Origin of the sequence: Clostridium tertium (genome assembly GCF_017873245.1) — a bacterium.
Lineage (GTDB): Bacteria > Bacillota > Clostridia > Clostridiales > Clostridiaceae > Clostridium > Clostridium tertium.
The window spans coordinates 150,791-164,860 of the sequence record NZ_JAGGJY010000008.1; the positions used below are offsets into that span (position 1 = coordinate 150,791).

The 14,070-nt window shown below is 31.3% G+C and carries 17 protein-coding genes; all 17 read right to left on the reverse strand.

Features of this window, described 5'->3' with window-relative positions; translation table 11 throughout:
• The 17 genes from J2Z25_RS10670 to J2Z25_RS10750 all read right to left on the reverse strand — a co-directional run bounded on the left by J2Z25_RS10670 (position 1) and on the right by J2Z25_RS10750 (position 14,055).
• Positions 1-483: a Panacea domain-containing protein gene (locus J2Z25_RS10670; RefSeq protein WP_342451345.1), complete on the reverse strand. Its 483-nt coding sequence runs from the start codon at positions 481-483 to the stop codon at positions 1-3.
• A gap of 226 nt (positions 484-709) precedes the next feature.
• Complete coding sequence (locus tag J2Z25_RS10675) at positions 710-1,537, reverse strand: N-acetylmuramoyl-L-alanine amidase (RefSeq protein WP_245173239.1); 828 nt, start codon at positions 1,535-1,537, stop codon at positions 710-712.
• 31 nt (positions 1,538-1,568) lie between these two features.
• Entirely contained in the window at positions 1,569-1,775 is a 207-nt protein-coding gene (locus J2Z25_RS10680) for a hypothetical protein (protein WP_008679525.1), read from the reverse strand.
• Entirely contained in the window at positions 1,772-2,014 is a 243-nt protein-coding gene (locus tag J2Z25_RS10685) for a hypothetical protein (protein WP_008679528.1), read from the reverse strand. Before J2Z25_RS10685 ends, J2Z25_RS10680 begins: the two co-directional genes overlap by 4 nt.
• A gap of 36 nt (positions 2,015-2,050) precedes the next feature.
• Positions 2,051-5,875 (reverse strand): hypothetical protein, encoded by a 3,825-nt coding sequence (locus J2Z25_RS10690; protein ID WP_209740392.1) that lies wholly within the window; start codon positions 5,873-5,875, stop codon positions 2,051-2,053.
• Between the two features lie 183 nt (positions 5,876-6,058).
• The gene (locus J2Z25_RS10695) at positions 6,059-6,433 is read right to left on the reverse strand and encodes a hypothetical protein (RefSeq protein ID WP_209740393.1); all 375 of its coding nucleotides are present in this window, start codon (positions 6,431-6,433) and stop codon (positions 6,059-6,061) included.
• A gap of 12 nt (positions 6,434-6,445) precedes the next feature.
• The gene (locus J2Z25_RS10700; protein ID WP_209740395.1) at positions 6,446-6,790 is read right to left on the reverse strand and encodes a DUF6711 family protein; all 345 of its coding nucleotides are present in this window, start codon (positions 6,788-6,790) and stop codon (positions 6,446-6,448) included.
• A gap of 15 nt (positions 6,791-6,805) precedes the next feature.
• On the reverse strand, positions 6,806-9,490 hold the full coding sequence (locus J2Z25_RS10705; RefSeq protein ID WP_209740397.1) for a phage tail family protein: 2,685 nt from the start codon (positions 9,488-9,490) through the stop codon (positions 6,806-6,808).
• A gap of 3 nt (positions 9,491-9,493) precedes the next feature.
• Complete coding sequence (locus J2Z25_RS10710) at positions 9,494-9,829, reverse strand: hypothetical protein (protein ID WP_195959960.1); 336 nt, start codon at positions 9,827-9,829, stop codon at positions 9,494-9,496.
• 53 nt (positions 9,830-9,882) lie between these two features.
• Complete coding sequence (locus tag J2Z25_RS10715; protein ID WP_207748296.1) at positions 9,883-10,278, reverse strand: DUF6096 family protein; 396 nt, start codon at positions 10,276-10,278, stop codon at positions 9,883-9,885.
• 28 nt (positions 10,279-10,306) lie between these two features.
• Entirely contained in the window at positions 10,307-10,951 is a 645-nt protein-coding gene (locus tag J2Z25_RS10720) for a hypothetical protein (protein ID WP_209740401.1), read from the reverse strand.
• A 73-nt stretch (positions 10,952-11,024) separates the two neighbouring features.
• Positions 11,025-11,441, reverse strand: a complete 417-nt coding sequence (locus J2Z25_RS10725) for a phage tail tube protein (RefSeq protein WP_209740403.1) — start codon at positions 11,439-11,441, stop codon at positions 11,025-11,027.
• 13 nt (positions 11,442-11,454) lie between these two features.
• Positions 11,455-11,808, reverse strand: coding sequence for a hypothetical protein (locus tag J2Z25_RS10730; protein ID WP_209740405.1), 354 nt, complete (start codon positions 11,806-11,808; stop codon positions 11,455-11,457).
• On the reverse strand, positions 11,805-12,278 hold the full coding sequence (locus tag J2Z25_RS10735; RefSeq protein ID WP_209740408.1) for an HK97-gp10 family putative phage morphogenesis protein: 474 nt from the start codon (positions 12,276-12,278) through the stop codon (positions 11,805-11,807). The genes J2Z25_RS10730 and J2Z25_RS10735 overlap by 4 nt, the downstream gene beginning before the upstream one ends.
• 2 nt (positions 12,279-12,280) lie before the next feature.
• The gene (locus tag J2Z25_RS10740) at positions 12,281-12,595 is read right to left on the reverse strand and encodes a hypothetical protein (protein WP_142418492.1); all 315 of its coding nucleotides are present in this window, start codon (positions 12,593-12,595) and stop codon (positions 12,281-12,283) included.
• Entirely contained in the window at positions 12,579-12,902 is a 324-nt protein-coding gene (locus J2Z25_RS10745; RefSeq protein WP_099346048.1) for a phage head-tail connector protein, read from the reverse strand. The genes J2Z25_RS10740 and J2Z25_RS10745 overlap by 17 nt, the downstream gene beginning before the upstream one ends.
• A gap of 40 nt (positions 12,903-12,942) precedes the next feature.
• Entirely contained in the window at positions 12,943-14,055 is a 1,113-nt protein-coding gene (locus J2Z25_RS10750; protein WP_195954743.1) for a major capsid protein, read from the reverse strand.
• Positions 14,056-14,070: the final 15 nt, after the last annotated feature.

A 14,070-nucleotide genomic window follows, 5' to 3' on the forward strand; every position in this document is an offset into this window, starting at 1 on the left:
CTATTTTCCTTTAAAATATTTTTGTAAAGTTGATTTGTCTATTACGTTATTAATTCCGCCCACATAACTTTCTACCCAAGGAGTTTGCTTATGTGTAATATCTACAAGTTGACTAGCTGTATATTTATTACATTGTTCAATTAACTGATTAATTATCATCTTGTCACCATCATCTATAATATCATCTTTATACTTTACATTTTTACAATTAAATATTCCCCCTGAAAAGTCTAGATACTCATCAATATAAGGGATATTAGTACTTCCATATTGTTTGAATTCATGATAAACCTCAGGAATAACTGGACCATACTTCCAAGCTTCTATATCTTCTCTAAAACATTCATGTCCTGTATTTAGATAGAAACCTGCTTGTATGAAGTATAATATTTTCTGTAATTTTAAATTAGATATATGGAAATTATTATCATTACAATAATTAATTACATATCTTGCAATGTCTAACACACTATAAATTCTCACTGTATACACCCCCTAAGAATAATATTATTCTTTAGATTTATATTAGCACACTTCGGGAAATATTCAAGAAAAATATGTAAAAATTTATATTAAATTATTGATTTTCTATAATTTTAATATAAATCTATCAATAATTAAGTATATTTTTATCGCTTAATATTCGGGAAATATTAAGCAATAAAAAAGCTAGTAAGCAAGGTTAATTTCCTACCTACTAGCCTTAAAATTACAACTTACCTATAAACTTTAATACTTCTTTTAATGTTTCATATCTATCTTTACCAGCTATATATTTAGTAGTATATCCACTAAACCCAACTGGAGTAGCATTTCCACCTACTGCAATTATGTTTTCTGCTACATTTACATAATTAAATGGTAATGTTGCATCTATACAAGGACATTGTAAATAATCTGCTAGATACTCTGCTGCTCTCTTATCTACTTGATTACAATAACATACTAAATTCTTCATATCATATTCCACCTTTTCAACTTTACTATTATTTATTTTTTTATTACTTATAGCTTCTGCAATTACTTGTCCTATTTTATCCGCTCCTAAGCTTTTATATAAAGCAACATCTTCTGTAGCTTCAACAAAACAAACTTCTACAATTACACTTGGCATTGTTGTATGCTTTAACTCATATAAATCTATTGATGTTTTTACACCTCTGTTTTTAAATCCTAAAGCTCCTATACTATCTACTATTCTTTGTGCATATTCTTCATCATTATAATTATCTGATTCAGAATAAACCCACGTTTCAGTTCCTATTGCTCCATTGTAACTGTTATAAGCTTTATTGAAGTGAATAGATATAAACAAATCTGCTCCCCAGTTATTAGCTCTACTTACTCCATAAACTAAATCACTATTGGTATCCATATTACCTGGAGTAACATCTAATACAGTATGCCCTAATTGGTTTAAGTATTTAATAACGCTATCTTTTACTTTTCTATCTTCTGTAGTTTCATCTATAAGGCCACTACATCCAGTTGCTAGAAAATTATGTCCTCCTCTAACTGCTATTTTCATTAATATCATTCCTTTCTTTTATAAAATAAAAGAAGCAAGATTATTCCTGCTCCTTAGTAGATTTTACTGTACCTTTTACTGTAGATTGTCCAAAGTAAAAGCTGACTATCATTATTGCGACTGTAGTAAATTGCTCTGTACTTACTACTTCTCTAGCACTTAGAATACAAAATACTGTTATAACTAATAATGCTATAATCTTTTTAACCTCTATAAGACTAGTTATTTTAGTTACTAATTTGCTCATGCTATTTCTCCTTTCTCTTTCAATACTTTATCAAGCTTATTATCCATATTGTCTACTTTTTCTACTAAGTTTTCTGTTAAAATCCTATTACTGGTACTTAGTTCCTCATTCGTTTTAGTAACCCTATCTAATGTTGTTTCTATCCTTGGCCATATCTTTTTATACATGAACCATATTAATAAAATACATAAAGCTACAGGAAATACAAATGTATTAAATAGTGTTGTTATATCATTCATCTTGCACCTTCTTTCTCATAAATTAAAAAGAACCTACTATTGTAAGTTCTCTAATGCTTCTATTCTTTTTTGCTGTTCTTGTACTATTCCCCAAAGCATACTACACATACTATAGGAATCAATTCCGGGAGTGTTTCGTGGATTTAATAATAATTTAGCTTCTTCTGTTAGTTCTTCTAATATAAATCCTAATTTTTCATCTGCATATATTTCCATTCCTTTTCCGTCTTTATCTATTGCGGTAGGGAATGATTCTAATCTTTCTATATCTGCTTTTAATTTATATTTCTTTATGTGATTATTCTTAAGTATATTTATAAAGTCAATATCGGTAGGCTCTGTTATATCTGTCTTAAACTCTCTACTAGAAGCATTATTAAAAGCACTAGCAATAAAGCTTCCATAACCATTATCGGAACTATTTCTACTTTCTACTGCGTATATATCTCTTCTAAATTTAAGAGTTCCTCCACTTCGGTTCCCCCATATTCTTAATGCTGTATTTGCTCCTGGTTCAAATGCCATTGCCATTTTATTATTTCCTGTTGTATAAAAGGCTAATTCACTGTTATCTATAGAAATATATGTTTCTCTATTTTTTTGAATTCTTAATATATTTTGATCCGCATCTATTCTACACTCTTCACCGAACAATTTTATAATGTGGTCATATGGTTGTAATCTACCTTCAAAAATTAAATTTCCAGCAGAATCTCCTTGTAACATTACTTGTCCGGAATTATTTAAAACTGTTAATGCTCCATTTCTTATTTTTACACCAGAGCCATCTATAATAGTGTTTCCTGAGTAAACCTCATTCGGATTCGGTGTCCAAGGTAACAATAACTTACCTTCTGTTAGTAATAAATCTTTTATCCAACAAACATATCCACCAGTGTTGTTTTTAGAACCTAAGTGTTTAACAGCTATTTTCATTTCTGTTGAATTTTGTGTTGTTATTGTAATACTTTCTCTTCTACTACTTCCAGCTTCTACTATATTTGATGTTATTCCCCTACCATTTTCCTGAGGGAGTTCAATTATTAAGACTGCTCCAGATGTAGATACTTCTGGAGTTAATACTGCTGATAACGTGTATGTTGTGTATGGCTTTACTTGAATAGTTTGATATATTGCAGTAGCTTCATTTACTCTTGTATAAATTCCAACTTGTCCTGAATTTCTGTGCCAATAAAAACTTCCTACATAAGGATGCCACCAATAAAATTTATCGTTATTAATTAAATTACTATCTTTTATTAAGTTGTATCCGCCACTACTACTAAAATCTAATTTTAATTGATTTGCTGTTAACTCCATACTTGCTTTAGTAGCATAAGTGTTAGTAGCATCTCCTTTGCTTAAATAAGTATTAGAAACCTCTGTTTTTACGCTATTCGCACTTTGAGTAATTGCTGTATTCATAGCTATTGTTGTAGAATAATTTTTTAATTTATTGTCCGTAGAGTTATTCGCACTATTTATTGCATCTATCTTTGCAGTATTTAGTTCTGTTTTAGTGCTATAAGTATTACTTACAGTAGTCTTAAATCCATTTAAGTTTTGTTCTAAAGAAGCTTGCTTATTTTCTACTGTTGCAACTTTTCCAGATACTCCACTTAAATCTGTTGTTAGGTTTCCTATGCTGCTTGTATGACTTGCTACTGTAGTATTAATTTCATCTACTGTAGCTTTTAATGAAGTATATTTATTACTTATAGTTGTTATATCACCTTTTATAATTGTATTTTCACTTATAAGTCCACTTATTTGTCCTTGTGCTATACTTATTGCTGTTGTATTTGCTTCAATTTTTTCATCTGTATCTTCTGGCGCTACTGTAAAATCTGTTGCTTTATTTCCTCTTTCTAGCTTTGGTTTAGAAATATACACCTCACAATTTTTATCAAATCCAATAACAAAAGCCACTGATTTAGTGTCAACATCCTTTGCCTTTCCAGTAACTACAACTTTAATCCATTTACCTTTAACAATCTCATTTTCTAAATTTTTTCTTGTACTTCCAGCACCAGCATTTCTGTCTTTATAGAACCATACCCCAGCTTGGAAAATTCCATCTATTTCTTGTGAAACATCCTCTGGAATATAGTACATAAAAGACATTGTAAATTCTTCTCCATATTTTGCTGGAATAACTCCTCCACCTGTATAAAGATACCTTGTACTTGTTGTAGTTGCATTTGTTCTTAATATTTTTACAGTTTTATAACCATCACACAATATTTCTTCATTTATACTCATAAATTGTGCATCATATCTCCATGTACCACTTAATGGTTTGTTAAAGTCAGCATTTCCTTGTAGATTCCTTCCCCCTATCTCCATATTATCTACATTGCTCTTAAGACTATTAAAAGCTACCTCTAAACTTTGTCCAGTAAGATCTATTGCTACTTTACTAGCTTGTATTAGGCTATTATTAGTATCTTTATTTAATCCAGTAACTAAAGAACTATAATTAATCTGCTTTTCACCTATAGCATTTTCTGCTACCATATTAGACTTGATCAATTCATCTGAAATAGCTTTTTCTTTAATTCCAGTATGGTCTATAAGTGTTGTAGTGCCATCTTCACCACGTAAAATAAAGTTAAAATTTCCTTGGGTATCTTGCCCCATTTGAATCCTAACTTTATTATTCTTATCTTTAAATTGTTGTGTAGCTCCTACAATTTCTATTCCTCCATTATCCGATGCAATCTTAAACTTATTAGTAGATATTGTACTCGCTTTTAAATCTTCTACGCTTATACTCTTTGCTATAACATCCTTTATTAATGCATTAGAAATAGTAACATTATCTGTTGTAAGGTTTAAAAACTGTCCGTTTTCTCCTGCTACAAATTTACTTAAGAGTGTTTGTAGATCCATTATAGTACCAGAAGCTGTATCAAATTTTATATTTCCTGCTGTTAAATCTCCTATATAAGCTACATCTATTAAAGCTTTATTTATGAGAGCAAGTTCCATAACAACTCTTTCTACTTTCTTTGCAGATGGTCCACTTCCAGAAAACTCATTCTTATTTTTATTCTCACCCTTTGCAGATATTTCAGAAGTTAATCCACCAGTATAAGTAAACTTTTGACTTAATATAGGATGTTTTCTTACTACTCCCTTTTTATCAGTTATAGTTACTATATCCCCTACATCTAAAGATATATCTCCTTGCCATTTCATAGAATAACCTAGATATTCAAATCCATTTAACTTATTATAAATATCTTGTAAAATAGAATTATTAACCCAAGGGTTTTCAAATTCCAATTCCATAGAGTCAGCTCCTAAGCTACCCTTACTTAATACTTCTTCTCCCGCTTGGCATAATATCTTCCCTATTTTATATTTAGTTTCTTCTCTTTTATAATCAAAATAATTGGATGTTCCTATGCTATAGGAGTTATCTTTAGGAGTTACTATAGTAAACTTACCATCCCTAGTTATTATTGCATTTCCTCCACATAAACTAGCTACATATCCAAGGATTTCTCTACAAGAAAAACCCTCCAACTTTTTTACTGTATAAGCTGGAAGGTTTCCTGTAAATTGTACTCCTGTTATTCTGACTAACTCGTTTACCACTTGTTGAAGTGTTAAAGTATCACCTAAGTTACTTATAAAGTTTTTCTCAAACTTCATCATATTATCAAATGCTGTAATTTTAATTGTATAGTCAGTTTTCTCTATATCATCTATATTGTAGATACCCATAAGAATATACTCTATTGTAGAGCCTATTTTTAAGCCTATTTCTACTTTTATAGTGCTAGTACCATAAACCATATCACCTTTATTTAATAGCGTTAAATCAAGTGATTGGCTAGTTGTAGCACCTATCATAAATCCATCAGAAGGTTGTATATTCCCATCTATAATAATATCTACAATATCCTCATTCTTATAGACCTTATCTAATATTGTAACCCTACATTCAAAAGCTCTTGAACCTTCTTTTATTGCTGTTTTATATGCTGTACTTGTTGTATAAATAATTCTCCCTCCTTTCTTAGATTTTAGAAGGATCTATTTAAACATATAGTCTACTAACATAATCTCTCCTGGAGTAATGTTTATATCTACATCAACTTTTTCTAAATCTATAAGATGTATATCTACTTCTGTTTCTATTTCTAGAATTTCTTTTAAATCTTTATTAAAACTATCAATATCTAAGATGTTAATAGTTCCATCTTCCTTAGTTTTTAATTTACTTTCTTCATCCTTCTCTCCATACTTTTCAATTAGCTTTTGCCTTTCCTTATTGTAAACAACTAACTCTCTATCTATCTTAGTAATATTTTTAGATATTGCATAACTCAACTTAATAGGTAGCTCCATATTAGTTAGCTTACTTAATACTCCTATACTGTTTACTAACTTTTCATTACTTAATTTCATTAATATATCCTCCTACTTTTCTATAAAATTCATTTTTAGACCTTGCCATTTAACTTCTCCATTAATAAAAGAATATGCAGGAGCTGTTCTATCTCCTACATACATTGTTTTAGTTACCATACCACTCATTGGATCTGGAAAAGTAACCGTAAAAAAAACACTACTTACAGCACTAAGTAATGTTGATATTTCACTTTGGGTTAATGGACCCCATTCTAAATTTAATTTTCTTTTAACTGCTATTCTATCCCTTATAAGGTCTCCGTTAGCATTTCTATTTGTCTCTCCATCTAAATCAGTTACTGTTGCTTCATAAGCTTTAGGAGTAGCAATAGCCACTCCATTTATACTAATCATATCGCTACTCCTCCTTTATACTGGAATTAAAGTTATATTCCCTTGTCTTTGCATTCTTCTTAATTGCTTAAGAGCTACTTTACCTATTACAGTTCCATCTATTTGTAAGATTAAATCTCCATCACCAAAGTTATCATTATTAGAGCTCCTTGGTCTCATTTCTGCTAATAATAAACTAGCTAACTCTCTTAAGCCTCCTTTATTATTTTCTAATGGAACTACTGCTTCTTTACCAGCTTCACCTACCATTGCAAGTGTAGGACTATCTATAATACCTCCACGTGCTAAGTAAGGGATTTGTGGTATATTAATACCTTGTCCTCCACCTAACCAAGAAGGTACCCAATCAGGAACTTTAATTTTGTTCAATCCACTGATTGCTTGGTTTATTAGCCATATAACTCCATTTAGTGGTGCTTTTATTACAGCACCTAACCCGTCCATAATACCTCCGAAGATATTAACTACACCTTGCCATGCTCTAGACCAGTTTCCAGTAAATACACCTGCAATAAAGTCTATTATTCCACTAAAGATTCTAGTTACACTATTCCAAATTGAAGAAACAAATCCTAGGAAACCATTCATTATTTCACCGAGCTTACCAAACTTTCGTGACCAATCTGTAAGGAATATATTGCCTAGCCATTCTTTGAATGAATTAAATTTTTCTTTAACCCAATCCCATAGTTCTTTAGCTTTATCTTTTATAACATCCCAATTCTTATATAGTAGTACTCCTATCGCAATTAATGCTGTTATAGCAACAATGACTAATCCTATAGGACTTGTTAAGAATGCAAGTGCTGCTCCTAATGCTGTTGTTACAGTTGTAGCTATACCCGCAACTACATTCCACGCAGTTGTTGCTACATTCATTGCTATTGTAGCTGTTGTATCAGCTATTTTTAATCCAGTGTTAATAACAAACTGGGCTGCTTGTTTAATTAATGCTGTTGTTCCATTAATTAAAGACATAATAAAATCTTTCGCATATAAAGCTGTTAAATAAATAGTTTCTAATTTATCTGCCAATTTAGCAATTGTACAAGCTTTTATTGCGTTTGTTATAGTTGCGAATGCCCCTGCTATTCCCCCACTCATCTGTATAAATGCGAACAACTCTGTTAATTTCCATGCTGCAAAAAATGCTGTTAAAGAAAATGTTATTGCATCTACAACTCCTTGATGATCTTTCATCCAATCTCCTATAATGTTTAAAGCTTTAGCTAACCCAGTAAGTACACTTACTATAATTCCTCCTGTCCAACTTGCTATTGGCTGTAAAAAACTATCCCATAGCCATGCCCCTAACCTCATAAAAGATTCTAGTATAGGATTCAATATCTTAAATGCTCCTGCTAGTATATTAAAGAACTGTGGCATTACCTCACTTATGGTCCACGTTCCAAAAGGTACTAATATATTATCCCAGAACCATAATAATATAATTCCTATATTATCTATTAAAGGTTTAATTGCGGTCTTAAGATTTTTAAAACTTTCTATAACTGGCTCAAATATAACTTTTAATTTATTTGCAACAGATTCTATCCCACTGATATCTGGTTCAGTACTTAAACCTAAATCAATCGCTGGTATGTCAGCTCCACCTACCCCACCTGTAGTTGGAAGTCCTCCACCACTAGAGCCACTATTACTCAATGAATTAATTTCATCAAATCCACCTAGTAATCTATTCATTTCCTTAGCAGTTTTTTTAGCTGTATCTCCGGTATTACTTAAAGCATCATTATAAGCATTTTGAGCATTTGCACCACCTATTGCAGCACTTGTCGCAGATTGCATTGTTTGCGTTACTGTGCTAGTTGCTTTTTTACCAAATAAAGTTTGCATAAATGTTGCAATATATGCTGTTACTTCTCTTAACTTAAGAGCAAATCCAGTTAATATAGGTAAAACTACATTTAGTATAGGCAGGAATGCATTCCCTATATTTAAAGCCACATCTTTTAATACTGCTACTAATTGTTGTAGGCTAGAATTAGTATTATTGAATACTTCACCGCCAAATTTATTTTGTGTTTGCTCTAATATAGCCATAAGTCTAATTTGCTGTTGAGTTTGGAAAGATAACTGATCCCACGACTTGCCATTAGCAAATTTATTAAATGCTTCTGTACTTTTCAACATAGCAACATTAACATTTACTCCTAAATCCTCAATTGCTTCTGTATTACCAAGTAAACCAGATCTAATACGTTCCATTACATCTTCCATAGTTCTACCTGTACCAGATGCAATTATTGAAGATGCTTTTAACAAGTCTGTAGTGTATTGTAATGTTTCTTTAGTACCACTACTAAAAGTACTTACTAAATTAGAAAATACAGCTCCATAGTTCATAGCATCACTTTGTGACATATTAAATGCTAATGCATTATTCTTTGCCCATTTTAAGAACTGATTTGTACTTTCACCCATTGTACGAGTTATCTGTTGAATGGCTGCTTCAACTTTCATGGCTTGCCTTGTACTATCTACAAAGAATTTTCCTATCCCTACAGCTGCTACAAATCTACCTAAACTCTTAAATATGCTCTTAACTTTATTAACTTCATTATTAACACTATTGGTCATTTTCTTAACTTCATTTTGAACTTTTGCGACTTCATCCCTAAAACCTTTAGTTTGTGCTTCAATAAGAACTTGCAATTTCTCCAAGGTCATACCATCCATGAGCTATTCCCCCTTTCTTTTTAATCTCTCGTTATGTCTAAATGCGAACTCCTCCATCCTAGCCTTATATAAAGCCATATCATTATCAACTTCTTCTTCATCTTCTTCAAAAAGACTTGGAAAAAAATTATTTAATGGAGTTAATTGAACTTCTTTATTAAATAGACTCGCTACATATTCCCCTATTTGCCTTGCTAATACTGCATTAAGGGATATTTCTGCCTTTAACTTTTCCTCTAGCTCTTTCATTTCATTTTTCTTTCTTCTGTTATAACTCTCCATTAAATCATATATTTCTAATAAAGAACTATCCCAAAATAAAGAAGGAGTATATCCCATATCTAAAAATTTAGGATACAATTCCTCTATATACTCTGCTATATTTTCTATCCTTAAAGCATCTCCTCTGCTTTCTCCTGCTTCTCCTCTATCATTTCCGCTTGTGCTTCCGTAAAAAAACCACTCACCTTATAAACATCCATAAGTACTTTCGTAAAAAATTCTAATTGGCTTCCCCCATCATCAATGTATTTATCAAATAGATCTTGAACATCCTTAAATTTAATATTTGCATTGTAATCTTTGATTGCATAATGAGTTATTGTAAGCATTATCTTTAATGCAGGCATATTACCATTACCTAATACATTCATTAAGCTAGTTCCTAATTTCTCTTCTAAATCACATAAAGTAGAAGTTTTAAGCTTTAACTTATACTCTTCATCTCCTACTTGCCATATAGCAAATTGTTTTCTTGCCATATCTATATCATCCTTTCTTTTTTGCATAAATAAAAGCACCTACAATAAGTAAGTGCTATTTGCCTGGTTTAAACTGTTTACCACAATTTAAGCAAGTTATTATTATTTTATTTTTACCTATTCCTCCAGCAACTAACCCATACGGGCCTGCAACAAACGCTCCTATTGCAGCTTTCCCTAGACCAACACCCTTTTTATTAGCTGTTAATTGAGTAGATCCACATTTAGGACAGCATACTGTTTTTTCTTTAACTGGTATATAACTCGGAGTTCGTTGTGGACTTTGAGATACTTCTGGATTAGAAGCCATTATTTTCTCAAAAAGCTCTTTTTTTCTCTGGTTTTCAGCTTCCTTATGCTCTTTTTCTTCATTTTTAATATCCTCTGATGTTAGTGTATCAAAATGATTATACTTTGCATATTCATTATATAACTCTATAACATGCTTTTGCTTCTTACAAACAAAACTAATTTTATAATCTTCTTCGTAAACTATATGAATATTAAGGCCATTAACATCAAAACTTTTAATTGATTCAAAACTTATAAAATGCTTATCTTTAAAAGCTTGTTCAAAAAATATACCATAGTTATTAACACATAAATTACCACTTCCAAAATTAGAATCTACGATAATTATACATCTTAATCTTCCGCCTTCTTTTTTTAATCTTTTGAATTCAACTTTATCAATAATCATCAAATACCCTCCATATATCTCCTGATAATGTAATTATAGACTAAATATGTGGAGAATAAAAGATACTAAATACTTAACTTGGGTCAACTACTGCTATTTCGCTTTGAAGTGCCATCTTTAGAGTAAAATCTATAACTCCATTTACTCCACCGCCACCTAATTTAACACTTACTTGTGCATCCCAATTAAACTTTGTTCCATCTGGAAATGTTTCTTCAAATCTTAATACTTCTTTACTCTCTGCAGCTGCTCTCAAAACTCTATATGGACTAGTTGCACTAGAATTTTCATACTTAAATTTAAATTCTAAATCTCCTGGATCTCCTATACCATATTCATATTGCTTTACCTTATCACTTAAACAAGTATTATCTACCTTCTCTGGTTCATCTCCCATTTCTGGAACTTCTTTTAACCCAGCTAAATCTGTATAAGTATCTGGTTCAGCACCTTTTTTCTTATATCCTAACTTAATTCCATTAGCTAACATCTATATTCCTCCTTTACTGATAAACTAATTGGGTATTATTATCTATAATCCCTTCATATCTCATTACTTTATGTTTTAACCCGCTAGGGTCAGCTACATCTTGACATAAGGTTCTTCTTAACCCTAAAGCAGATACTCTTTTGTCTACTTCTAAAGCAGATTCTGAAGTACTCCTATTATGCCAAATATCAATTTTATATCTTATATAAGACTTATCTTCCTTGCCATCTGTGAACTCATAAACCCTATTATCTTCTTCTACATACTGTATAGCAGGTAAATTCGCCCATTCAGAAGGATAACTATCGCTTACATTAGTACAGATATCTTTGATAGCCTTATAAACTTGATCCTTAACATTAATCACTTTTTAGCCACCTCTCTTATAGCTTGTTTAACATCTTCTTTTATATTCTCTATTATTCTTTCTTCGTTATTTTTTAAGGCTGGGTAAAGATAAGGTTGAGCAGGTTGTCCTTCAACCCACCTTACCCCTACATCAGGTATATTAACTTTCCATTTATCCTGCTTATAACTAACATTTACATTAGTATTGGTATTAGTTCTTTCTCCAACCTTCCCTGTACCAAATTCAACATATGCTGCATGGTCTGAGTTAGTATAAATAGTACTTACTATTCTTCCTTTGGCTCTTTTAGTTTTTTTATAAATGCTTTTCCTTAAATCACCAGTGTCTACTGGGCATAATTCTTTCGCATCACCCTTAACTAATTCCCCTTGCTGCTGCATACTCTTATAAAGTACTTCTTCAACATTCCCACCTAACTTATCTAACTTTTTAAGAAGGCTATCTAAACCAATAATACTATTGCTCATTTTTATATCTTCTCCAATTCAATTGCTAAGTGAGAATATCTTTTTATACTAATAACCTTATAATCTGGTTCATTATCTTTAGGAACATATACACACATTCCGTCACCTTCATTTAAGTTTTCTTGCCCATCATAGAGCATATTTAAGATGTAATTAAGCTTTTCTCCATATATTTCAGCTTGCAATTTCCCACTAGCAGGATATATATTTGCTTGTATTTCTATAGATTCTGAATATCCTGGATATTTACCACCTTCATTATCTTCAATTACTGTTTTCCTCTTAAGATAGTAAGTCTTTTTATTCTTTATTCGCATTAGCAACACCTACTAACTTAAGCCTTCTAAAAGCTATTAGCCTATTTTTAATACTTTCTGGTATCTCTGTAGAATAAGAAACAGATACTCCTCCTTCACTTCTAGAAGTTTCTCCCTCACTTCCTAGCCTATTGTAGTAAATAATGGCTAGTTCTCTTTGTAGAGATTCAGCCTTTATTGGAAGTATATCTCTATTACAGAAATCTAATATTTCACTTTCTGCATCTTCTAAAATCATATTTAATAGTTCATCTTGGTTTGTATCTTTTATCTCTAGCCTTATTTTTAATTTTTCTAATTGTGTCATTTAAAACACCCCCAAAAGAAAAGAGGGTTAATACCCTCTATTATCCTAATACTCTTGTTGCTAACTCTGGATACATTGTCTTATATCCATAAAGCACATCCATAGAAAGCATTTCTTTCTTATACTTCATGTCATACCCTCTTACTACTCTTAAAGTAATTCCATTGTAAGATGTAACATAAGATTCAACTCCTGCTGGTGCAATTAATGGTCTAGTAACAAAAGCAAATGCCATTGGATTAAATGCTAAATTAGCAGTGTGTCCAGAAACTAATGTTACTACTGTATCATCTGCGATTTCTGGTAAAGCTGGATATACTTTAACTGAAGCAATTGCATTTGTTGATGCATCTGCAGTATCCTCTACAACTACATAATTATTCTTTTTAATTGTTAATATATCACCTTTTACAAGCTTACCTGTTAAAGCAGTTCCATCTATAGCAATGCTTGTTGCTCCTGCAGTGACTTTACCATTTACCTTAACATCAGTAGCTTTAGTGATTCCTGTAGTATGTTGCTTAACACCTTGTGCCATGTAGTTATCTAATCCAAATACACGACCTATAGAACCTTCTCTTAATGCAGCAGTTGAACCACTCTTTTCAGCATTAACAATTGCATCTATAGTTGTAAAATTAGCATCTGCTTCTGGATCCCACACAGCAACACGACCTGCAACTGGAACTTTATTTGTATTTAACATCTTTCTAACATTAGCTAAATCAGTAAGCTTACTTGGAGTTGTTCCTGCAGTTCCTACTGCATAAGGTATATCTTTGTATAAGAATAATCCATCACTATTAATCTTTTCTGCTAAAGCAACTGCTGCTGGCTCTAAGAATAATCTATTTAAATCATCAACATTAGTTGCTCTTTGAATTGCTCCAAACTCAACATCAACTGTTGCAAGCTTATCTAATGTCACATCTACTGATTCTTCTTTAACATCTTGTGTAGAAGTTCCTTCTGATTCATTAAAATCTTTAGCAGTTAAAATAACTGGCTTCTTTACTTGAATAGTAGCACCTTTACCAGTTACATATTCGTCACTAAAATCCTTATGGATTAAGTTAGGAAAAACTAAGTTTTCAATTAATCTTGGTAGTATTTGTCTTGCTATTTCCTTTACTGTAATAAATTCATTTGCCATTTAATATTCCTTCTT

Coding starts and splice junctions, on each gene's coding strand:
- J2Z25_RS10745 (WP_099346048.1), bottom strand. CDS start 12,902: ATGACACAATTAGAAAAATTAAAAATAAGGCTAGAGATAAAAGATACA.
- J2Z25_RS10715 (WP_207748296.1), bottom strand. CDS start 10,278: ATGCAAAAAAGAAAGGATGATATAGATATGGCAAGAAAACAATTTGCT.
- J2Z25_RS10685 (WP_008679528.1), bottom strand. CDS start 2,014: ATGAATGATATAACAACACTATTTAATACATTTGTATTTCCTGTAGCT.
- J2Z25_RS10750 (WP_195954743.1), bottom strand. CDS start 14,055: ATGGCAAATGAATTTATTACAGTAAAGGAAATAGCAAGACAAATACTA.
- J2Z25_RS10735 (WP_209740408.1), bottom strand. CDS start 12,278: ATGAGCAATAGTATTATTGGTTTAGATAGCCTTCTTAAAAAGTTAGAT.
- J2Z25_RS10705 (WP_209740397.1), bottom strand. CDS start 9,490: ATGGATGGTATGACCTTGGAGAAATTGCAAGTTCTTATTGAAGCACAA.
- J2Z25_RS10680 (WP_008679525.1), bottom strand. CDS start 1,775: ATGAGCAAATTAGTAACTAAAATAACTAGTCTTATAGAGGTTAAAAAG.
- J2Z25_RS10710 (WP_195959960.1), bottom strand. CDS start 9,829: ATGGGATATACTCCTTCTTTATTTTGGGATAGTTCTTTATTAGAAATA.
- J2Z25_RS10720 (WP_209740401.1), bottom strand. CDS start 10,951: ATGATTATTGATAAAGTTGAATTCAAAAGATTAAAAAAAGAAGGCGGA.
- J2Z25_RS10695 (WP_209740393.1), bottom strand. CDS start 6,433: ATGAAATTAAGTAATGAAAAGTTAGTAAACAGTATAGGAGTATTAAGT.
- J2Z25_RS10700 (WP_209740395.1), bottom strand. CDS start 6,790: ATGATTAGTATAAATGGAGTGGCTATTGCTACTCCTAAAGCTTATGAA.
- J2Z25_RS10725 (WP_209740403.1), bottom strand. CDS start 11,441: ATGTTAGCTAATGGAATTAAGTTAGGATATAAGAAAAAAGGTGCTGAA.
- J2Z25_RS10675 (WP_245173239.1), bottom strand. CDS start 1,537: ATGATATTAATGAAAATAGCAGTTAGAGGAGGACATAATTTTCTAGCA.
- J2Z25_RS10740 (WP_142418492.1), bottom strand. CDS start 12,595: ATGCGAATAAAGAATAAAAAGACTTACTATCTTAAGAGGAAAACAGTA.
- J2Z25_RS10690 (WP_209740392.1), bottom strand. CDS start 5,875: ATGATAGGTGCTACAACTAGCCAATCACTTGATTTAACGCTATTAAAT.